The 19,727-nt window shown below is 54.9% G+C and carries 18 protein-coding genes; 10 read left to right on the top strand and 8 right to left on the bottom strand.

Features of this window, described 5'->3' with window-relative positions; all coding sequences use genetic code 11:
* The first annotated feature begins 146 nt into the window (after positions 1-146).
* Positions 147-1,832, top strand: a complete 1,686-nt coding sequence (locus CQ011_RS08565) for a formate--tetrahydrofolate ligase (RefSeq protein ID WP_105676734.1) — start codon at positions 147-149, stop codon at positions 1,830-1,832.
* Here CQ011_RS08565 and CQ011_RS08570 read toward each other — a convergent pair.
* Genes CQ011_RS08570 through CQ011_RS08580 form a run of 3 tightly spaced genes read right to left on the bottom strand, consistent with a single transcriptional unit; the run spans position 1,829 to position 3,617 of the window.
* On the bottom strand, positions 1,829-2,056 hold the full coding sequence (locus CQ011_RS08570) for a helix-turn-helix domain-containing protein (RefSeq protein ID WP_105676739.1): 228 nt from the start codon (positions 2,054-2,056) through the stop codon (positions 1,829-1,831). The two genes, CQ011_RS08565 and CQ011_RS08570, sit on opposite strands and share 4 nt — an antisense overlap.
* Positions 2,056-2,535 (bottom strand): DUF2975 domain-containing protein, encoded by a 480-nt coding sequence (locus CQ011_RS08575; RefSeq protein WP_181148043.1) that lies wholly within the window; start codon positions 2,533-2,535, stop codon positions 2,056-2,058. Before CQ011_RS08575 ends, CQ011_RS08570 begins: the two co-directional genes overlap by 1 nt.
* A 50-nt stretch (positions 2,536-2,585) precedes the next feature.
* The gene (locus CQ011_RS08580) at positions 2,586-3,617 is read right to left on the bottom strand and encodes a LacI family DNA-binding transcriptional regulator (protein WP_105677614.1); all 1,032 of its coding nucleotides are present in this window, start codon (positions 3,615-3,617) and stop codon (positions 2,586-2,588) included.
* A 242-nt stretch (positions 3,618-3,859) separates the two neighbouring features.
* Between CQ011_RS08580 and CQ011_RS08585 the strand changes: the two genes are divergently transcribed.
* Genes CQ011_RS08585 through CQ011_RS08605 form a run of 5 tightly spaced genes read left to right on the top strand, consistent with a single transcriptional unit; the run spans position 3,860 to position 10,252 of the window.
* Positions 3,860-4,195 (top strand): L-rhamnose mutarotase, encoded by a 336-nt coding sequence (locus CQ011_RS08585; RefSeq protein ID WP_105676748.1) that lies wholly within the window; start codon positions 3,860-3,862, stop codon positions 4,193-4,195.
* A 46-nt stretch (positions 4,196-4,241) separates the two neighbouring features.
* Positions 4,242-5,414, top strand: a complete 1,173-nt coding sequence (gene rhaI / locus CQ011_RS08590; protein ID WP_105676753.1) for an L-rhamnose isomerase — start codon at positions 4,242-4,244, stop codon at positions 5,412-5,414.
* On the top strand, positions 5,414-6,709 hold the full coding sequence (locus CQ011_RS08595) for an MFS transporter (protein WP_286161138.1): 1,296 nt from the start codon (positions 5,414-5,416) through the stop codon (positions 6,707-6,709). Before rhaI ends, CQ011_RS08595 begins: the two co-directional genes overlap by 1 nt.
* A 25-nt stretch (positions 6,710-6,734) precedes the next feature.
* Positions 6,735-8,771: a bifunctional aldolase/short-chain dehydrogenase gene (locus CQ011_RS08600; RefSeq protein ID WP_105676758.1), complete on the top strand. Its 2,037-nt coding sequence runs from the start codon at positions 6,735-6,737 to the stop codon at positions 8,769-8,771.
* Positions 8,768-10,252 carry a rhamnulokinase gene (locus tag CQ011_RS08605; RefSeq protein WP_105676761.1) on the top strand — a complete coding sequence of 495 codons (1,485 nt, stop codon included), beginning with the start codon at positions 8,768-8,770 and terminating at the stop codon, positions 10,250-10,252. The genes CQ011_RS08600 and CQ011_RS08605 overlap by 4 nt, the downstream gene beginning before the upstream one ends.
* 117 nt (positions 10,253-10,369) lie before the next feature.
* On the opposite strand, the gene CQ011_RS08610 is transcribed toward CQ011_RS08605, so the two are convergent.
* Positions 10,370-11,020 carry a class I SAM-dependent methyltransferase gene (locus tag CQ011_RS08610; protein ID WP_105676764.1) on the bottom strand — a complete coding sequence of 217 codons (651 nt, stop codon included), beginning with the start codon at positions 11,018-11,020 and terminating at the stop codon, positions 10,370-10,372.
* A 204-nt stretch (positions 11,021-11,224) separates the two neighbouring features.
* Between CQ011_RS08610 and CQ011_RS08615 the strand changes: the two genes are divergently transcribed.
* Entirely contained in the window at positions 11,225-12,334 is a 1,110-nt protein-coding gene (locus CQ011_RS08615; protein ID WP_105676769.1) for a hypothetical protein, read from the top strand.
* Between the two features lie 4 nt (positions 12,335-12,338).
* Here CQ011_RS08615 and CQ011_RS08620 read toward each other — a convergent pair whose 3' ends face one another.
* Positions 12,339-12,761, bottom strand: a complete 423-nt coding sequence (locus CQ011_RS08620) for a DUF1801 domain-containing protein (protein WP_105676773.1) — start codon at positions 12,759-12,761, stop codon at positions 12,339-12,341.
* Between the two features lie 23 nt (positions 12,762-12,784).
* Positions 12,785-14,167 (bottom strand): MFS transporter, encoded by a 1,383-nt coding sequence (locus tag CQ011_RS08625; protein WP_105676778.1) that lies wholly within the window; start codon positions 14,165-14,167, stop codon positions 12,785-12,787.
* A 341-nt stretch (positions 14,168-14,508) separates the two neighbouring features.
* Between CQ011_RS08625 and CQ011_RS08630 the strand changes: the two genes are divergently transcribed.
* Together CQ011_RS08630 and CQ011_RS08635 are read left to right on the top strand one after the other, a co-directional pair.
* Positions 14,509-15,942: a glycosyltransferase family 2 protein gene (locus CQ011_RS08630; protein ID WP_105676782.1), complete on the top strand. Its 1,434-nt coding sequence runs from the start codon at positions 14,509-14,511 to the stop codon at positions 15,940-15,942.
* On the top strand, positions 15,942-16,163 hold the full coding sequence (locus CQ011_RS08635; RefSeq protein ID WP_286161139.1) for a hypothetical protein: 222 nt from the start codon (positions 15,942-15,944) through the stop codon (positions 16,161-16,163). Before CQ011_RS08630 ends, CQ011_RS08635 begins: the two co-directional genes overlap by 1 nt.
* On the opposite strand, the gene CQ011_RS08640 is transcribed toward CQ011_RS08635, so the two are convergent.
* Positions 16,125-16,820 (bottom strand): EAL domain-containing protein, encoded by a 696-nt coding sequence (locus tag CQ011_RS08640; RefSeq protein WP_181148044.1) that lies wholly within the window; start codon positions 16,818-16,820, stop codon positions 16,125-16,127. The genes CQ011_RS08635 and CQ011_RS08640 overlap by 39 nt on opposite strands.
* Positions 16,821-16,955: 135 nt before the next feature.
* On the opposite strand from CQ011_RS08640, the gene CQ011_RS08645 reads away from it, so the two are divergent.
* Positions 16,956-17,978, top strand: a complete 1,023-nt coding sequence (locus CQ011_RS08645) for a GGDEF domain-containing protein (RefSeq protein ID WP_181148045.1) — start codon at positions 16,956-16,958, stop codon at positions 17,976-17,978.
* Here the strand turns inward: CQ011_RS08645 and CQ011_RS08650 are convergent.
* Complete coding sequence (locus CQ011_RS08650; protein WP_105676793.1) at positions 17,975-19,531, bottom strand: SulP family inorganic anion transporter; 1,557 nt, start codon at positions 19,529-19,531, stop codon at positions 17,975-17,977. The genes CQ011_RS08645 and CQ011_RS08650 overlap by 4 nt on opposite strands.
* Positions 19,532-19,727 lie beyond the last annotated feature (196 nt).

The following is a 19,727-nucleotide window of genomic DNA, read 5'->3' on the forward strand; positions in this document are numbered from 1 at the left end:
GCAACGTTTTGATATTGCCGAAGTACCCGCGAGGTTCGGCCCCGGTCAGCGGCACAGTGGTAGCTTGTAGATGAATCGAGGAAAACCATAAACCTTGGACTTCCTCATTGGCCGAAATGCGGAAAGCTAGGCAAAGGGGACACACGATGGAAGCGACGCCAGAAACCGACATGAGCGATCTTGGAATCGCTTCTCGGGCGGTACTCAGGCCAATATCCGAGATTGCACAGCGTGCGGGAATCCCGGATATCGCCGTTGAGTCCTATGGCAGGTACAAAGCCAAAGTCGACCCGTCACTTTTGACCGCTCGCGGGGACCGTCCCGGAAAGGTGATCTTGGTCAGCGGCATGTCCCCAACGCCCGCAGGTGAAGGTAAATCAACCATGGTGGTGGGCTTAGGCGATGCTTTAACAGCCTCCGGCAGTAAAACTATGATCGCCTTGCGCGAACCTTCTGTGGGCCCAAGCTTCGGGATGAAGGGCGGGGCCACCGGCGGTGGCTACTCACAGGTGCTGCCCATGGATGAGATCAATCTGCATTTCACCGGGGATTTCCATGCCATCACCAGTGCCAACAATCTGCTGATGGCACTGGTGGACAACCACCTGCAGCAGGGAAACACGCTGGGCATTGATCCGCAGCGGATCACCTTCAAACGGGTGATGGATATGAACGACCGCGCGTTGCGCCATGTGGTGATTGGGCTTGGCTCGGTGACCGACGGAGTCCCAAGGGAAACCGGATTTGAGATCACCGCGGCTTCCGAGGTGATGGCGGTCTTCTGCCTGGCCACCGGGCTTGCGGATCTGCGCGCCCGCTTGGGCCAGATGACTATTGGTTACAACTATGCCAAGGCTCCGGTCACCGTCGATGATTTGGGTGCCGCCGGTGCCATGGCGTTGCTGCTCAAGGATGCCATCAAGCCCAATCTGGTGCAGACCATCGGTGGCACACCAGCGTTCATCCACGGCGGACCTTTCGCTAACATCGCCCACGGTTGTAACTCGGCCATCGCCACCAATACCGCCCGGGCGCTCGCCGATGTGGTGGTGACCGAGGCCGGGTTCGGTACCGACCTGGGTGCCGAGAAATTCATGGACATTAAAGCCCGCTATGCCGGATGCGCACCCGACACGGTGGTAATCGTCGCGACAATCCGTGCGCTGAAAATGCACGGCGGCGTGACCAAGGATGAGCTGGGCACGGAAAACGTTGAGGCGGTCCGTGATGGACTGCCGAATCTCGCGCGGCACGTCTCGAATATCAAGAAGTTCGGCGTCCAGCCGGTGATTGGCATCAACCGGTTCACCTTAGATACCGAGGCCGAACTGGCGGTGGTTACCCAGTGGGCGCAGGCTCAGGGGGTTGAATGCGCTGTTGCAGACGTGTGGGGTCAAGGCGGTCAAGGTGCCGGCGATTTGGCCTCCGCGGTCTTGCGCACCATCGAGCAGCCAAGCAATTTCGCCGAACTATATGAGTTACAGCTGCCCGTCGAGGAGAAGATCTCTACCGTGGTGCGCGAGATGTATGGAGCCGCCGGGGTGGAATACTCGGCCAAATCTAAGCGAGTACTTGAACAGATCCACGCCAACGGATGGGACCAGCTACCGGTATGCATAGCTAAAACCCAGTATTCCTTCTCCGATGACCCAACTCTGCTAGGCGACCCCGGAGGCTTTACGCTGCAGGTGCGTGAGTTGATTCCGAAGACTGGTGCTGGCTTTATCGTGGCCATTACCGGGACGCTGACAACCATGCCAGGTCTTCCCAAGGTGCCCGCTGCGATGCACATGGACGTTGATGACAACGGGAACGCGGTGGGGTTGTCCTAGGAGGGGTTTGGCTCAGATTCTTCTGGCACCCAACGCAAGATATCTCCGGGTTGGCAGCCAAGTGCCCGGCAAATGGAATCTAGGGTGGTGAAACGAACCGCTTTGGCGCGGCCGTTCTTCAACACGGCTATATTTGCTGCCGAGATTCCGACGGTCCGGGAGAATTCTCCCACCGACATTTTCTGTTTCGCTAGTTGCACATCGATATCGATAATGATGGGCATCAAACCACCTCTGCTAATTCATCTTCGAGGCTAGTCGCTCCGCGCAGTAAGCCTTTCATGACGAGCATTAGCAAGAGAAATGCGATTCCGCAGGTGGTGACAGCCATAACGGCTAAAACGATGCCTGGGCCTCCGACGCGAATAATGCCCAGCAAATGAATGCCTAGCCCCAGCACTAAAACGGTGGCAAGCGCGATTGCTCCAATGATGGTGTTGACCCAAACGAAGGCGCGTTGATTAAAGATGGTGTGACGCTCTACCAAAGACAGTAGTTTCCAAATGGCCACCAGTGCCACCTGCATGCACGCGATTCCCAGGATCACCACCGCGGCATAAGGAATGGCGAGGAAGGCGACTTCAGGGAACTGAACTGCATTTTCTTGAGCCAACGTTGGCATCACCCATATTTGCCAAAGTAAGCAACCCAGGAATATCAGGACGAGGAAGGCCCGGAGAAGGGTTGTTAGCGCTGTAGTCATAAGTTGATCATCGATCATTATCTATCGAAAATCAATAGGCGAGTTTTGTCTCAAGATCTCTTCGGGGTGCTAGCGTTACCGACAGTGGAAGCTCGCACTACAAGTTTTGGCGCGAAGACGAACTGCTCACGCACTGCATTTTCGCCGGCCTGCGCTTCACGCAGCAAGACATCAACCGCGGTTCGGCCAATCTCCGCGGCCGGTTGGCTGATAGTGGTAATCGGGACCACCGCTGATTCGGCGAAATCGATGTTGTCATATCCCACGAGTGCCAGGTCCTCGGGGACTTGCACGTTGCCAGACATGACCAAGGCCTGAAGTACGCCTAGCGCGAGAAGGTCATTTGCGGCGAATATTGCATCAGGGCGGTCTTCTTGACGGCGGGACAGTATCAGCTCCCCGACGCGACGCCCTTCAAGTACGGAAAGTGATGTTGTGGTGACGTGCTCCAGGGACACTTCGGCTGTTGCCGACACTATCGAACGAGCGCCTTCGAGGCGATGTCGAACTTGTTCTATAGTCTCCGGGCCGCCAACAAACGCGATTCTTTTTCGACCCAAGTCAACCAAATGCCGCGCGGCAATTCGTCCACCTTCGACGTCATCGACGGAGACAGAGGAGAACGAACGGTCCCCGCTACCTCGGTCGACAAGCACCACGGGTGTTCCGGCTTCTCGAATGCGCCACAGCCGCGAGAGGTCCGCGTGCAATGGGGAAATGAGAACTCCGGCCACACGCTGTTCGTCAAAGAGGTCAAGTAGCTTCTGCTCGGTACTCTCCGAGCCGTCGCTGGTGCCCGTGAGGATTGTATAGCCATTGCTCAGAGCGCGGTGCTGGGCGCTTTGTGTGATGTCCATGAAAAATGGGTTGCGAGCGTCGAGGATTACTAGCCCGAAGCTGCGGCTGTGGCCTGCACGAAGTTGGCGGGCGGCATCGTTGCGAACGAAACCCAGCTTGTCGATCGCATCGGTCACGCGCGCGACTGTTGTCGGGGAAACGACCTGTGGGCGGTTCAGGACGTTGGAAACGGTGCCCACCGATACGCCCGCTTCGCGAGCGACTTCCTTCACGCTAACTGACACGTATTTTCCCATCTCTGCGCCACATTACCCTAGCTTGAGTATATCGCTTCGCGTGAAGGGGGCGCTGCCGTGACTCAAAATTGAATGGTTTCAATTATATTTATTAATTTTTACAATATTGCTTGATCTTTAGGTGTGATCTGGTCTACAGTCGTGGAAGTTCTCGAATTGAAACGATTCATAAATGTTTCAAACAGGCCTGTCGCAGGGGTCTGTGTCCGTTCAACGAAGAAGGATTAAGCATGAGCAGGGTATGTTTCCAACTGCAGGTGAAGCCTGACCGGCTCGCCGAGTACACGCAACGCCATGCTGCCGTCTGGCCAGAGATGCTGCAAGCAATCGAGGATGCCGGACGGCGCAATTATTCGCTTTTTCTTCGTGAAGACGGGCTGCTGATCGGTTACTACGAAAGCGACGATGACGAAGGTTCACAAGCATCATTGGACGCGGATCCGCGGACCGCGGCTTGGGAAGCTCAAATGTCCGAATTCTTCGTTTCTTTAGAGGGCCGTCCAGATCAAAATGCCGCTCGCCTCGCCGAAGTGTTCAACCTCGAAGAGCAATTAGCTGCGCTCTAACCCGAGCAGAGCAGAATTTACCCACCACCTAAGAATGGAGAATTCCATGGGCGCAATGCTGAGCCCCGAGATCCTCACAACGCTTGAACGTCTAGCCATCGAAGTGCCCTCATGGGCCTATGGAAATTCGGGCACACGGTTCAAGGTATTCGGAACCCCCGGCACCCCGCGTGATCCTTTCGAAAAGATCGCAGACGCAGCGGTGGTGAATCGCCTAACCGGCCTAGCTCCTGCGGTAGCGTTGCACATTCCGTGGGACAAAGTTGATGACTACGCAAAACTGCGCACTCACGCCAACGACCTCGGCGTAGAACTGGGCACTATCAACTCGAACACCTTCCAAGATGATGAATACAAGTTCGGCGCGTTAACTCACGAGGATTCCAGCGTACGGCGTAAGGCTATCGATCATCACTTAGAGTGCATCGACGTGATGGACGCTACGGGTTCGCAAGACCTCAAAATCTGGCTGGCGGAAGGGTCCAACTACCCTGGCCAGGCTGACATGCGTGGACGTCAGGATCGTCTTTCTGAATCATTACAAGAAATCTACGACCAACTGTCCGGCAAGCAGCGATTGGTCTTGGAATACAAATTCTTCGAGCCTTCCTTCTATCACACCGATGTTCCAGACTGGGGAACCTCCTATGCCCAGGTAGCTGCCTTGGGCGACCGCGCCATGGTCTGCCTCGATACCGGGCACCATGCTCCAGGGACAAACATTGAATTTATCGTGATGCAGTTGCTGCGTCTGGGTAAGCTTGGGTCCTTCGATTTTAACTCCCGCTTCTACGCAGACGATGACCTGATTGTGGGCTCTGCCGATCCTTACCAGCTGTTCCGCATTATGGCCGAGGTGGCCCGTGGCGGTGGTCTTGAGGCAGATACTCCCATCACCTTCATGCTCGACCAGTGTCACAATGTGGAAAACAAGATCCTCGGACAGATCCGCAGTGTGCTCAATGTGCAGGAAATGACAGCTCGTGCGCTGCTCATTGATCGTGATTCGCTTCGTACCGTTCAGATATCAGGCGACGTACTGGCAGCGAACGAGATCTTCATGAACGCTTTCTACACGGATATCCGCAGTGAACTTGCTAGCTGGCGCGAATCGCGCGGCCTGCCAGCAGATCCAATGGAAGCTTTCCGGAAGTCTGATTATCAGAACCGCATTGAGACTGAACGCGCCGGCGGCGTGCAGGCCGGTTGGGGCGCCTGATGACTACTGCAACTTTGAAAAAACGCCCGATGAGCGCATGGAAGGCCACCATTGCGGTTGCCATGTCCAACTACATTGAGGCCGGTGCAATTATCGCACTGGCTACCAGTCTGTCACTGTGGCAAGGTGCCTTTGGATTTGATGACGCTCTGGTTGGTGTCATTGCTGCGGTGTCGGCTAACGCCTTTGGTGCCGCACTGGGCGCGGCTATCGGTGGCCCGCTATGCGACCGTTTAGGCCGCAAATTCATATATACCTATGACCTTATGGTGTTCATGGTCGGTGCGTTGCTAATTACCTTCACCGCGAATACCACCTTGCTGATAGTTGGGGTGGTCTTGATGGGCATCGCAGTCGGCGCCGGAGTTCCAGCTTCGTGGACTTACATTGCCGAAGAAGCACCTCAGGAGCACCGAGCGGCTCACGTTGGTACCGCGCAACTGGCATGGTCCATTGGCCCCGCCGTTGGATTCGCGCTGGCAATCCTCGTAGCACCTTTGGGCGTGAATGGTTCACGGCTGATCTTCTTGCATCTGTTCGTCATCGCCGCGATTACCTGGTGGGTACGACGCGGATTGCCGGAGTCCACACGCTGGAAGGAACAGCGCGCACAAGATATCGCAGACGGAGTGAAGCCGACCTTCTTCGCCGGAATGAAGGGCCTCATTACCGAACGTAAGAACTGGGGAGCATTATTCTTCCTACTTGGCGTCTACGGTCTATGGAATACGGTCGCCGGTCAGGCAGGCATCTTCCAGCCACGCGTTTATGAAGCGGCCGGACTAGAATCCGCAACCCAGCAAAATCTCTTACAGGTACTGGTGTGGACGCTTACCGCGGTAGCAACGTATTTCGGGTTCATGCGATACGCGGACCGGGTCTCACGCCGCTGGCTTTACTTCGCGGGTGCCGCGTTGGGTGTTGTCGCGTGGGTTGTGCTGATCTTCGCCCCTCCGGGTACTTTCTCCCTACTGTTCTTCGCTTGTGCGTGGGGTATCTCCGCTGGTTTGGGCGCACAGGCCTTCTACGGTCTGTGGACTGCCGAACTATTCGCAACCAAATACCGTGCCAGCGCTCAAGGAGTGTTGTTCATGCTCGCCCGCGTACTCGTTGGCCTGCTGTCCCTGGCTTTCCCGGTACTGCTCTCCAGCATCGGATTGGAAAAGCTCGGAATGCTGATCATCGGGTTGCTAGTTGCTGCGCTGCTGATCGGTACCATCTGGGCGCCGGAAACCCGTGGCAAGAGCTTGGAAGAAATCGAAGCTCAGCGCTACGGCACCAAAATCAACGCCTAAACATTTCAAAAATTCGAGAGAGATCATGACTCAAAGTACTGCCCAGCAGCTCATTGAACGTTCGAACCGACTCGGTGCGGACAAGAAGAACACCAATTTTGCCGGAGGAAATACCTCCGCGAAGGGACTGGAAACCGATCCGGTGACTGGCGAAGCGCTCGAACTTCTCTGGGTCAAAGGCTCAGGCGGCGACCTCGGTACACTCACCGAAAAAGGGCTCTCGACCCTACGCATGGATCGCATGCGAGCGTTGGCCAACGTTTACCCGGGTCTGGAGCGAGAAGACGAAATGGTGGCGGCATTCGACTACTGCCTGCACGGCAAGGGTGGTGCCACGCCATCAATTGATACGGCAATGCATGGTCTTGTCGACGCAGCGCACGTTGACCATCTGCACCCTGATTCCGGAATCGCTATTGCCACCTCGAAGGATGGCGAAGAGCTGACCAGAAAAATCTTCGGCGAAAAGGTGCTTTGGGTTCCTTGGCGCCGTCCGGGGTTCCAGCTCGGTCTTGATATCTCCAAGCTTAAGGAAGCAAACCCTCAATCGATTGGATGCATCCTAGGCGGACATGGCATCACTGCGTGGGGCGAAACTTCAGAGGAGTGCGAAGCCAACTCTCTGTGGATTATCGAAACTGCAGCTAGTTACATTTCAGAGCATGGTGTAGCTGAACCTTTCGGAGCAACAGTTGCCGGATTTAAAGCTCTTCCTGAAGCTGACCGCCGTGCGCGAGCTGCTGCGCTTGCCCCTACCATCCGAGGTTTGGCTTCACAGGACAATCCAATGGTCGGTCACTTCAGCGATGATCAGCGGGTCTTGGACTTCTTGTCACGGGAAAAACTGACTAAACTTGCAGCCCTTGGCACCAGTTGTCCTGACCACTTCCTGCGCACCAAGGTCAAACCAATGGTGCTGGACTTGCCTGCGAACGCATTATTGGAAGAGCAACAAGAGCGCCTGCGTGAATTGCACGGTAAATATCGTGCCGATTACCAGTCCTACTACGAGTCGCATGCTGACCAGCAGAGCCCTGCAATGCGCGGAGCCGATCCACTGATCGTCTTGGTGCCAGGTGTCGGTATGTTTTCCTTTGGCGCCAATAAGCAGACCGCCCGGGTCGCTGGCGAGTTCTACCTCAACGCTATCAACGTGATGCGTGGGGCGGAAGCTGTGTCCGCCTACACCCCAATTAGCGATGCAGAGAAATTCCGCATTGAATACTGGGCTTTGGAAGAAGCGAAGCTGCAGCGCATGCCAAAGCCAAAGAGTCACGCGGGGCGGATTGCTCTGGTCACCGGTGCTGCATCGGGCATCGGAAAGGCGATCGCTACCCGTTTGGCGGCCGAGGGAGCTTGTGTGGTGGTTGCAGATCTTGACCTAGCCAAGGCGCAGGCCGCGGCGGCCGAACTGGGAAACACCGATGTGGCAATCGGTGTGGCGGCAAACGTGGCAGATGCGCAAGCGGTCCAGGCTGCCATGGACGCCGCGGTACTCGCTTTTGGCGGTATCGATCTGGTGGTGAATAACGCTGGGTTGTCGCTGTCTAAAAAGCTCTTGGACACCAGTGAAGCGGACTGGGATCTGCAGCATGATGTCATGGCCAAGGGGTCTTTCTTAGTTTCAAAGGCAGCGGCAAAGGCTCTGATCGATCAGCAGATGGGCGGAGATATAATCTATATTTCCTCCAAGAACTCTGTCTTCGCGGGCCCGAATAATATTGCGTATTCGGCTACTAAAGCGGATCAAGCACATCAGGTGCGCCTGCTCGCCGTTGAACTGGGAGAGTATGGAATACGGGTGAACGGTATCAACCCAGACGGAGTAGTGCGTGGCTCGGGCATCTTCGCTTCGGGTTGGGGTGCCAACCGTGCCGCCACCTACGGAGTGGATGAAGAAGATCTTGGCCAGTTCTACGCGAACCGAACCATTCTCAAGCGTGAAGTCGTGCCAGAAAACGTGGCCGACGCTGTTTATGTCCTCACCGGTCCTGAACTGACGCGTACCACCGGTCTGCATATTCCTGTCGATTCGGGTGTGGCAGCGGCATTCTTGCGATGAACAAGATAACCAGTAACGCGCCAGTCGTTGCCGTTGATCTTGGCGCGACCAGCGGTCGAGTCATGCTCGGCGAACTGGTCGAAGGCAAAATAGAGATCAGTCCGGTACACCGGTTTAGCAACGGTGCGGTGCCGCTCTCCGCTCTGGAGAGTGGAGCGAAGCAGGAAGCACTAGCGTGGGATATAGAGCGACTGTGGAAAGAAATCCTCTATGGTTTAAAACTTGCTTTTAAACAACGACCAGATATTTCCTCCATCGGTGTGGATTCGTGGGCTGTGGACTATGCGCTGCTTCGGGAGGGCAAGCGACTCGGAGAGGTCCGGCATTATCGCGACCCACGCAATGAAGTAGCAGTGCCTGCGCTGGAAGCGATCTTCGGCCGAGAAGAACTTTATAGCCGTAACGGTTTGCAGTTTCTTCCGTTCAATACGATCTACCAGCTGCAGGCAGAGCTTGCCGAGGAGCGTCTTTCCGATGCTGACATGCTCTTGCTGGTTCCTGATTACTTCAACTGGTTACTCACTGGCGTCGCGCGAAGCGAGTGGACCAACGTATCCACCACTGGATTGTTGGACCTCAACGACGGGTTATGGAATCCAGAGCTCACTGCCCATTTGCAAGTCAATGAGATCCTCGCACCGATAATCCAACCGGGGGAAGTCGTTGGCAGCCTCCGTCAGTCGCTGCGCGAAGAGCTGGGCGCGGATGCCGAGGTCAAAGTTTTAGCAGTGGCCTCGCATGACACGGCAAGTGCTGTTGCAGCGACTCCCTTGTCGAGTTCCACTTCCGCCTATGTTTCCTGCGGAACATGGGGATTAGTGGGTGTGGAACTTCAGGCGCCGGTCCTTGAATCTCGTGCGCAAAAAGCTGGTTTTACAAACGAGCTGGGTGTCGACGGAACGGTGAGGTTCCTCAAAAACATCACTGGAACGTTCTTGCTCAGTGAGTCGATTCGACATTGGAACGAACAGACCCAAGACATTGAAGAGAACGAAGCAAACCTGGCTGATCTTTTAGCTGAATCCGAGCAGTTGGAGTTGCCGAAGGTTCTGATTGATCCTCAGTCCGTAAAATTCTTGTCTCCGGGAAATATGCCAGAACGGATAAGCGACGCGGTCCACGAGGCTGGCGGGCACCGCCCGCAGTCACGGGCAGAGCTGATTCGTATAGTGATCGAGTCTCTCGCCGCCAGCTTCGCGCGGCGGGCCATGGCAGCAGCGGAACTTGCAGGGTTTGAACTTGACGTCATTCATATGGTCGGTGGTGGTTCGCAGGGACGCCTGTTGTGCCAACGAACTGCCGATCAGGCTGGTGTTCCGGTCATTGCCGGGCCGGTTGAATGCACGGCGCTAGGCAATGTTCTCGTGCAGCTTAGAGCAGCGGAGTTCACGCAATGGACTTTGGCCGAAAGTCGCGAGGTGGTCAGAAATTCTGTTCTGTGGACACAGTATGAACCGCAAAACGTAAGAGAATTGGTGTGAGATCCGTGTGGGAATCGCACACCAGCAGCTACACACTAGGTGGGTAGCTTCAAGACCTAGCGAACAATGATCAATCATATGTTCGCTAGGTCTTGTACTTTTAACTGCTCGGAAATTTTAGCCGCGTCGCTGCACGAACACCACGGTGTCCTGTAGCGTCGCCGGGTTACCCTCCGGGTCGGTGACGGGGCGTTCTGCGATTTCTGCCCGAAGGATATTCCACTGCTCTGGATCCAAGTCCAGTGCAGCTAGCTCGGATTCCGGGCTTGGGAAGGAATGCTGCGCCATCTGCTCATTAGTGGCCCATGATGGGGCGGCCGCGTGCGATACCGCCAGTAGGTGTCCACCGGGAGCTACTAAGGATGCGGCGCTCTGCATCGTCTCGGCGCGCGGAAATTCGAAGGGGGCCTGGAAGAAGCTCAAGGTCACCAGGTCAAATTGTTCATCGGTAGTCCAGGTGGTGAGGTCTGCGGTGATGAAGCGGGCCTGCTGCTCAGTCAAGTCATGCTTGGCTGCATCTGCCTGAGCGCGTTTGACCGCGGTGGCGGAAATGTCCACGCCACTGGCTTTCCAGCCCTTGCTGGCGAGCCACAATACATCGGCCCCTTCGCCGCAACCGAAGTCTAGGCTCCTGCCAACGCGAAGATCTGCGACGGTGTCGGCCAGTACCTTATTAACGTTTCCAGACCAGACTCGCTCGGACTGACCGTAGTGGTTTTCCCAGAAGGCTACGTGATCGGTCTCGGTCTGGTGGTGATGTGAATGCATGGGTTCCCCGCTCTAAATTTCAACAACCTGTTTTCTTCAACTCTAGGACGCAATCGCCACATGTTCACCTCACTTTGCTTCTTACGCAAACATTGCCAGTGGTCGAGCAAATCACATGATTCCTTGCCCTCCGAAGCAGACGTGCATTGCTGGTGCACCGTAGGCTTGAGGTAAGCAATTCCGCACAGATCTCGAGGACATTTCATGGCTAGCAAGAAGAAGCAGGGCAAGAAGAATTCTGGTGCAGGTAACCCTGCCAAGGCAGCACAGCGCGGTCGCAGTGTATTTCGGATCCAGGCCGAAATTCTCATCGACTCGTTGCGTGAAGACTACGCAAAGTGGGTTACCGAGACGGTGCCAGCTTTTGCTCCCGAAGAAGCTGCTCAGGTCGCCGAAATTCAGCTAGGTGTTGTACGCTCCATCGGTGCCGAATATGCCGAGCACGCGCGCAGTTCAAACCTGCACCACATTGAGCCAGAGCTCTTCGGCGAAGTGTTCGCTGAGTTTTTGGTCAATTTGCCCGAAGGTTTGGAAGCCGAGCCGATCTTCAGCGCGTGGCTTGAATTCTTCGCTTACCAGCACGAACGTGGCATCTGGGAAGGTGGCGAGGAAAATCTTACCGAGCTGCGCGAACTACTAGACGACGCACTGAAGGGTTTCGCCGAAGACGACGCACAACTGTGCGAGTTGCTTCGAAGCACCGATCTTTACACCAAGGTCAAGGCCTTCTCCGAGGCATTGGGTGACGGCGTGGACATCACCGCGTTTAGCGAAGCGGCCAACGAAGACCGGGTACGAGTCATGGCATCGGTAGGCGTAGATGCCGCTACCGTTCCGGTGGATGCGCCGGCCCCAGACGTTTTCGCCCATGTCTGGAACGCCGCGATTCTCTCGGTGGTTGACCCATCCGAAGGACGGATCGTGCGTGATGACCAGGCCTTCGCTCACCTGATTGAAGGCGAAGAATCCGAGAGCGCACAGTTGCTCTTTGAGATGGGTGTTGGGTGCGTGCAGAGCCATCTGGTACCAAACCAAGCCTTCACCGAGCGCGACGAGGCCTACTTCTTGGTGCTCCGTAACCTGTTGGTCACCGCGGTCACCGGCCGCCCAGCAGATCTAGAGGCGCTTCGCCGTAACTGCGGACCGAAGAACTTCGACGCGGTCCTTCCAGAAGCTCGGCAGGCACTGGTCTCCTTGGAAGGCTTCGGACTGCTTAAAGCCAAGGGCGAAGAATACGAAGTGGACGAGCGACTGCTTCCGGTGATCTCTGCCGGTGTCAGCGAAGCCGAAAGCCTGATCGAAGAAACCGAATAAGCACCTACTTACTGGTTTCATCTTCCCGTGCGTAAGCGATGGCGATAAGTTGTCGCAAGACCGCCAGGTCGATGTCCTCAAGCTTTTTCACATAAACGCAACCTGCTCCCTCGGTGTATTTACCTAGCTGGGGGAGCAGCTGTGCACCTTCGGGTAGATCCTTGAGCCCATAAATGGACTGTTGGGCCTTTCGAGGGGAAAAACCGGTCTTGGGCCAGATTCCGGTGTGCTTGGGATTCGACGGGGAAACAAAGATGTATTGCCCGTAACCTATGATTGATGGTCCCCACAACACTGGCTGCTCGCCGGTAACCTGGGCGAAGATTTGCGCCAAGACCTGCGCGTCTTCGCGGCGTTTGAGTGGAGTGGCTGAGTTGATGAAATCTGCGACATTGGCGTCGGTGGGCTGCGTTTTTGCGGTGCTCAATTTACGCTCTTTCTCCAAGTGGCCTAAGCAGGCCTAATGTTGGGTGCGGTTTTTGGATCACTGAATATTTCTGAAAGCCTGCGGTACTGTTTGCTGGTCATGGCTAGCAGTGCCGCTAGCACCATGATCAGTCCTGCCACCAAGAAGATCAAGGCGATCCCGCGAGCCTCGCCCTGGCCGACTAGCCAGCCGAAGCTCTTATCGCCGTCTTTAGTCTTCATAAACGGGATGATCAGGTATTGGGCCAGTGGAGCGATGAGGAACGCGGTGAGAGGTGCGGCCGCGGCCTCTAACATCTGGGCAAAACCAAAGACGCGTCCTTGCCTTCTAAAAGGTACTACTTTCTGGATGACCGTCTGTTCCGAGGCCTCGACGGCGGGGATTAGCACCATATAAAGCCAGATCCCCACCACGTAGAGCCAAGCCCACTCGCGGATGGTGAAAATCGCGCCCAATATCCCCATGGCCACTACTGCCAAAAGCAGGGTGCGGATCGGATTTTTCCCCAATCCAAATTTGGCAATTAGCAGACCGCCGATGACAAAACCGGTTGAGGCTAGACCGAAGACAATACCCCAAACCTCCACGGACATGATGGTCAGGCCGTAGGGATCCATTAGTGCCATGTAAACGCCACCGATGAAGTTGTTAAACATCGAAAAGATGATTAGTGCGAATAGACCCGGGATCGCAAGCACGGTAGTGAAACCCATCTTCAAGTCCGCGGTCCGTGAATGGTCTGGTTCGGTTTCCGGCGCTTCTTCTGGCAGGGAGATAGTTAACAGGTGGATCAGCGAGATAAGGACCAACAAGATGGCCAGCAATAGTGTCCACCCCATCCCTAATAACCCGATGGATAAACCGCTGAATACGCTGGTGGCAATGAATGCGATACCTTGCACGGTGCCGACTAGACCGTTGGCGTTTGCATGTCGTTCTGGCGGAATCAGCAGTGTCACCGTGGTCGACAGCGCGATCCCACGCATCTGTTCCACAATGGCGCCAAGGAGGATCACCAAGCAGAAGAGCCAGAACTGCCAGCCCCCGATATCAAGTATGGCTTCGGTGGGCAACCAGAGGTAAATCAGTCCGGCGAGTGAGAAAAGAGCCGCGGTGAATATCGCTGAAAAGAGAAAAATCGACTTCTTTTTGTGATTGTCTACGAGAGTGCCGAAGAGCATCGAGAACGCGGCGATGAGTAGCATGAACGAGCCGCCGATAATGCCGGTGGCCATCACGTTCTCGGTCTCTAGGTACACCCAGAAGGTTAATGCGAACCATAGATAACTCGTCGTGAGATTGGCTAGCGCCGTATTGACCAGAATATGCATGAATGAGCACTGCCCACTTTTAGGCACAGGGTTGGACGGGCCCGGGCCTTCGTTTCCTTGCAGGTGCTCTGACATTTTGCGATTCACAATGAGTGGGCGGGACATGCTACGGCATAAAGGACATGATACGACCCGTGAGACTACCGCGATAGATTTTCGCGAAAGTTGTGGGCCAAAACAAGTGCAAATCTGCGAGTGGACTATGGGAAGTTACGGTTACATCACTATTTGAAGAATACGAGTAAGCCGGAGGAGTTAAGCGCTTAGACTGTTGAATGTTTACGCGTTTATCCAGCAGACTTCGTCTCCCAGGATGTTAGTCAAGTTGTCGATTCGTAGCTGTAGTTAATGTCATTGTTTGAGATTCTTATTATTGAAAATAAGAATTTCTCTCAATAAAGCTCCGGAGAGGAACCATGCCCAAATACTTCCAAAGACTCGTGGGTCTTGCTGTCATTGCCATTGTCAGTATTGCAGCGCTACTTATGTGGTGGGCTTTGAGCGCAACAGAAACACCGGTCCTTTGGAAACCGGTGGAGGTCCGACTGGCAGGGATCTGGTCTACGTTCTACAGCGCCGAACTTCCAAATACTAAGATCCTATATTTTGCCGTGGCTATTGCCATCTTCATGGTCGCCTTCGTGGTGCTAGGCGAAAGGTTGGTCACTCGTCGCTTCCGCCGGACACCGGTCGAAAAGACTTCGCGCCCGCTAGCCCCGCGAACTGTGATGGCCCGAACCCGCGGGATCTATGCCGGACCGGTGACAGTCACGGTATTAATTCCAGCGCACAACGAGCAAGCTTCTCTTCCATATACCCTGCAGGCGTTGCAAGAACAGACTTTTAAGCCTCACCGGGTAGTAGTGGTAGCCGATAACTGCACCGACAACACGGTTGCTGTTGCCCTAGAGCACGGAGTCGAGGTGTTCGAATCCGTAGACAATGTCCACAAAAAAGGTGGCGCCTTGAACCAGGCGTTGGAAAACCTTCTGCCGCAGTTGGGAGACAACGACTGCGTTATGGTCATGGATGCAGATAGTCAGATTGGAAACGATTATCTGAGTACCGCAAAGGACCGCTTTACTGCGGATCGCGCGTTGATGTCCGTGGGCGGACTATTCCATGGTGAACAAGGACATGGGCTAATCGGCCAGTTCCAGCGCAACGAATACACCCGTTACCAGCGCGAAATTTCCCGCCGTGATGGCCGAGTCTTTGTCCTCACCGGCACCGCATCCGTTTTTCGCTCCGCAGCACTGCGCGAAGTGGCCGCATCGCGTGGGCACACGCTGCCTGGTAAGCCCGGAGATGTTTACGACACCGCAGCACTTACCGAGGACAACGAGCTGACCATTGCCATCAAGACACTTGGTGGCCTGACAACTTCGCCGGAAAAATGCACGGTAATCACCGAGCTGATGCCATCGTGGAAGATGCTGTGGGCCCAACGTCTACGTTGGCAGCGTGGCGCCTTGGAGAATCTAGGAGCCTACGGGGTCACTCCTCAGACGATGCGGTATTGGGCTCAGCAGATCGGAATCGGCTATGGGGTGATTGCACTATTCAGCTATTTCTTGCTGATGGTCTTGATGTTGGTATCTATGGATACCTGGGTCTGGTTCCCGTTCTGGATGCTACTGGGATTAATTTTTGCGATTGAACGCGTGGTCACCGCATGGCATGGAGGTTGGAAGGCCCGGATCTTGGCGGTGCTTGTCATCCCCGAACTGATCTACGACGTTTTCCTGAATCTAGCGTTCCTCAAAGGTGTCGGAGATATTGCCTTTGGGCGCAGCGCCTCGTGGAAACACGTGGAACATAACGAACCAATTGAAGAAGGGGCTAAGTGATGATGTTTTCCGGTCTGATGGTGCCACGCGGCATACTGCTACCGGAGAGCGTATTGGCGAGCTCATGGTTTAGCGTGTTGGCTTCATTTGTAGCCATTAATACGGTGATTTATTTGGTTCTGGGAATTATCAAGATTATCCCCGTCATTCGGATTTCCACCGGGCAAGGCCGCGATCGACGTTCAGAAACTCGGAACATTGATCCCGAGGCGTCGGTGTAAGTCATCCAAGATCATCGGAAGCTGATCGGTTCGGTGCCCAGCTGCAAAGTAGAAACCTTGGGCGTAATCGATGGCTAGGCGCCGGATTAGTTCGAGGTCTTCGGCGGTCTCTAAGCCTTCGGCGAGGGTCTTGGCTCCGGTCTCCTTGGCAGCTGAGAGTAGCGAGTCAACTAATGCGCGGACTTCGGCTGAGTCAGCATAGGAGCTGATCATGCTGCGGTCTAGCTTGACCACATCTGGTGTTAGCTGCAAGATTCGGGAGCGGTTTGCATATCCGACTCCTGCGTCATCGATTAGCAGCAAACATCCGAGGCTGGTCGCGATATTCCTGGCGTGGTTGCACTGACAAGGTTCGCTGAGTTCGTTTAGTTCTAAACCCCAGCTCAGCCGTGCGTTCATTTCTACGGGCGTAGATCCCAGCGCTTCGATGGTTGGACCTGACGCGTTAAGCGTGAGGAGTACGTCCGAGGGAAGGTGCACGCTAGCCTGAATTATCCCGTCGATAACTTGTAGTTCTAATTCGGTCAGTCGATTCTCCGCGTGAGCGTTACGGAAGTGCACATCAGGAGAAACTTCATCATCGAACCGGGTCAGTGCCTCAAATCCAAAGACTGTCCACTGAGCGACATCAATAAGAGGTTGGAAAACAAAATGCACGGTATAGCTCCCTAGCAGAGGGATATTTAGACTAGACGAGTGAAAGCATCCGGTAAGGGAAACCGGATGTAAACATTACAGTGCGCAATGAGCTAAAGCTACGCGCGGATGAAACACACAGCATGGGGGCATCTTGTGGATCTAGGTACGGATCAAAGAAGATCAACGGATAAACACTGGTGGGACCCGGCGGGTATCGCGCAACGCATGGGTGGGATCACGGATATCGGTGTGAGCATCACCGGGCTGGTGGCGCTGTTCCTGATGATTCTGTACCTCATCAATATTGTGCAACCAGGGGGATCTGGCATCTATCTGTGGGCGTCGGTGGGTCACTTTCTTGGTGCGCTGACTGTCCTCATTTTAGTTCTCCTTAAAGGTGATAAATTTCCGCTCTGGGTGGCCTATGTCGGAGTGCTAACTGAACTTGTCTCGTTTGTCTATAACGTTGCCTTCACTACGAACCATGAACAAGTGGTATTGCGGCTGCAGGAGTTCCCCCTCATTGCCTTGTATCTGTCATGGTTGTTCCCCGTCTGGCTCACACGACTATCGGTTTACCCCACGATGATCTTTACAACGATCTACGCGGTATTCTTTGGTCCAGCGGTTGGTACCGAACACAGTCAGACCCTGCTCAACATTGCCGGACTGACATTTTTTACGTTCCTGAGTATCACCGTTGGAACCTTTGTCCGCAGAAGGTTTGAACAAGGCACCGAAGTGGATGCGCTTACCGGAGCGCTAAACCGCAATGGTTTATCTCTACGAGGCGAGCCGGCTCTTGCCCGCGCACTTCGCTCATCTCTTCCCATTACCGTTGCCCTGATTGACCTCGATGGGTTTAAGAAGATCAACGATTCGCAGGGACATGAAGCCGGTGATCAAGTGTTAGTGAACCTCGTGGCGAATTGGAAGCAGGCCACAAGGAAATCGGATTTGGTGTGCCGACTGGGCGGAGACGAGTTCGTTCTACTCTTTCCTAATACCGGGTTGGATGATGCACAAAAACTGATGTGCAGGACCCAAGACTCCAGTGAGTATTTGTGGTCTTACGGGTTGGCTCAAGCTATCGACGGAGACAACCTGAGTACCATGATTCTGCGTGCCGACCGAGCAATGTTTGAAAACAAACGGCGGCGCTCAGAACGTATTTAGCCCTCCAGTTTTCCGCCCATGCGGTCCTGCATTTTCTGGCTGGCCTCGTTGAGTCCGCGAATCTCTACCGTTTTCCCGTAGTTTGTGTACTTGGTCTTCACTGAGTCCAAAGCTGCCACCGTTGAGGCATCCCACAGGTGGGAAGCTGACATGTCGATGATGATTTTTTCCGGATCGCCTGCGTAATCGAACTGGGTGTAGAGGTCGTTTGATGAGGCGAAGAACAGTTCGCCGTTTACGTGGTAAACCGCGGTGTCGGTGTCGGTGTCGGTGTCGGTGTCGGCGTCGGTTTCGGTCAGGGCTTCCGTCGACTGATCGCGCTTCACGGTCACAAAATGCGCTACCCGGTTGGCGAAGAGGACCATTGCGGTCAGTACTCCCAGCCCAACACCGATGGCCAGGTTGTTGGTGGCAACGGTGAACACAACGGTCACCACCATCACCGCGGTCTCGCTCTTAGGCATCATCTTCAACGTGCTCGGCCGGATACTGTGCCAGTTGAAAGTCGTCATCGACACGAAGATCATGATTGCGACGAGTGCCGCCATCGGGATTTGCGCCACGATGTCACCAAGCACGACAGCTAAAAGCAACATGAATACGCCGGCGAACATGGTGGAGATGCGGGTTCGGCCACCGGAGGCTTTCACCCCGATCATGGTCTGGCCGATCATCGCGCAACCACAGATTCCACCAAAGAAACCCGTCACAATATTCGCGGTGCCCTGTCCCCAAGATTCCCGGGTCTTATTCGAGGGAGTATCAGTGATGTCGTCAACGAGCTTGGCAGTCAACAGGGACTCCAGCAGGCCCACAAATGCGACAGCTAATGCGTAAGGTGCGATGACCTGCAACGTTTCGAAGGTGAAAGGAACGTTGGGGATCAGGAAGAAGGGTAGCGATTCAGGCAGTTCTCCCTTGTCGCCCACGGTAGGAACGGTGACCTTGGCAAACACGGTGATCAGCGTCAGTACGACGATTGCGATCAGTGGAGCAGGGACCGCCTTGGTGATTTTAGGGAAGAAGTAGACGATAGCTAGACCCAAAAGAACCAGTGGGTAGACGGCCCACGGCACGTCCCCAAGCTCAGGCATTTGTGAGAGGAAAATCAGGATCGCGAGTGCGTTGACGAACCCGATCATCACTTGCCGGGGGATGAAGCGCATCAGTTTCGCAACACCGAGTAGCGCCAAGATCACCTGGAAAATACCGGCCAAAATTACCGCAGCAAAAAGGTAATCCACCCCGTGGCTACGTACCAGCGGAGCAACAACCAACGCGACCGCGCCGGCAGCGGCGGAGATCATTGCTGGGCGGCCACCGGAAAATGCGATCACTATCGACATGGTGAATGAAGCAAAGATCCCGATCCGTGGATCAACTCCGGCAATAATCGAGAAGGCAATGACCTCGGGGATCAACGCCAGCGAAACTACCAGACCGGCCAGTAGCTCGGTTTTAAGCAACCGTGGCGATTTCAAAGTACGCCAGACGGACTGTCGTTCTAGAGGCGTCAGTTTGTTAACCGCGGTAGACACGGGTGCTCCATTCATTTGAGGACCCCAGAAAACTGCGTGCGGGGACTATCTAAAAATATCGCACCCGGTGCCCGGAAGCTAAGTACGGTGCTGGATATCTCGGCGCGAAAGTTCAACTGGAGCCCGTGTGCCGTTAACGAAAATTCCCCGTCGGTAAACCGACGGGGAATTTCACGATCATCACTCGCACCTTCAATGAGGTAATTACTAC

The organism is Arthrobacter sp. MYb213 (genome assembly GCF_002979915.1).
Lineage (GTDB): Bacteria > Actinomycetota > Actinomycetes > Actinomycetales > Micrococcaceae > Glutamicibacter.

Coding starts and splice junctions, on each gene's coding strand:
- CQ011_RS08565 (WP_105676734.1), top strand. CDS start 147: ATGGAAGCGACGCCAGAAACCGACATGAGCGATCTTGGAATCGCTTCT.
- CQ011_RS08570 (WP_105676739.1), bottom strand. CDS start 2,056: ATGCCCATCATTATCGATATCGATGTGCAACTAGCGAAACAGAAAATG.
- CQ011_RS08575 (WP_181148043.1), bottom strand. CDS start 2,535: ATGACTACAGCGCTAACAACCCTTCTCCGGGCCTTCCTCGTCCTGATA.
- CQ011_RS08585 (WP_105676748.1), top strand. CDS start 3,860: ATGAGCAGGGTATGTTTCCAACTGCAGGTGAAGCCTGACCGGCTCGCC.
- rhaI (WP_105676753.1), top strand. CDS start 4,242: ATGGGCGCAATGCTGAGCCCCGAGATCCTCACAACGCTTGAACGTCTA.
- CQ011_RS08595 (WP_286161138.1), top strand. CDS start 5,414: ATGACTACTGCAACTTTGAAAAAACGCCCGATGAGCGCATGGAAGGCC.
- CQ011_RS08600 (WP_105676758.1), top strand. CDS start 6,735: ATGACTCAAAGTACTGCCCAGCAGCTCATTGAACGTTCGAACCGACTC.
- CQ011_RS08605 (WP_105676761.1), top strand. CDS start 8,768: ATGAACAAGATAACCAGTAACGCGCCAGTCGTTGCCGTTGATCTTGGC.
- CQ011_RS08610 (WP_105676764.1), bottom strand. CDS start 11,020: ATGCATTCACATCACCACCAGACCGAGACCGATCACGTAGCCTTCTGG.
- CQ011_RS08615 (WP_105676769.1), top strand. CDS start 11,225: ATGGCTAGCAAGAAGAAGCAGGGCAAGAAGAATTCTGGTGCAGGTAAC.
- CQ011_RS08625 (WP_105676778.1), bottom strand. CDS start 14,167: ATGTCAGAGCACCTGCAAGGAAACGAAGGCCCGGGCCCGTCCAACCCT.
- CQ011_RS08630 (WP_105676782.1), top strand. CDS start 14,509: ATGCCCAAATACTTCCAAAGACTCGTGGGTCTTGCTGTCATTGCCATT.
- CQ011_RS08635 (WP_286161139.1), top strand. CDS start 15,942: ATGATGTTTTCCGGTCTGATGGTGCCACGCGGCATACTGCTACCGGAG.
- CQ011_RS08650 (WP_105676793.1), bottom strand. CDS start 19,531: ATGAATGGAGCACCCGTGTCTACCGCGGTTAACAAACTGACGCCTCTA.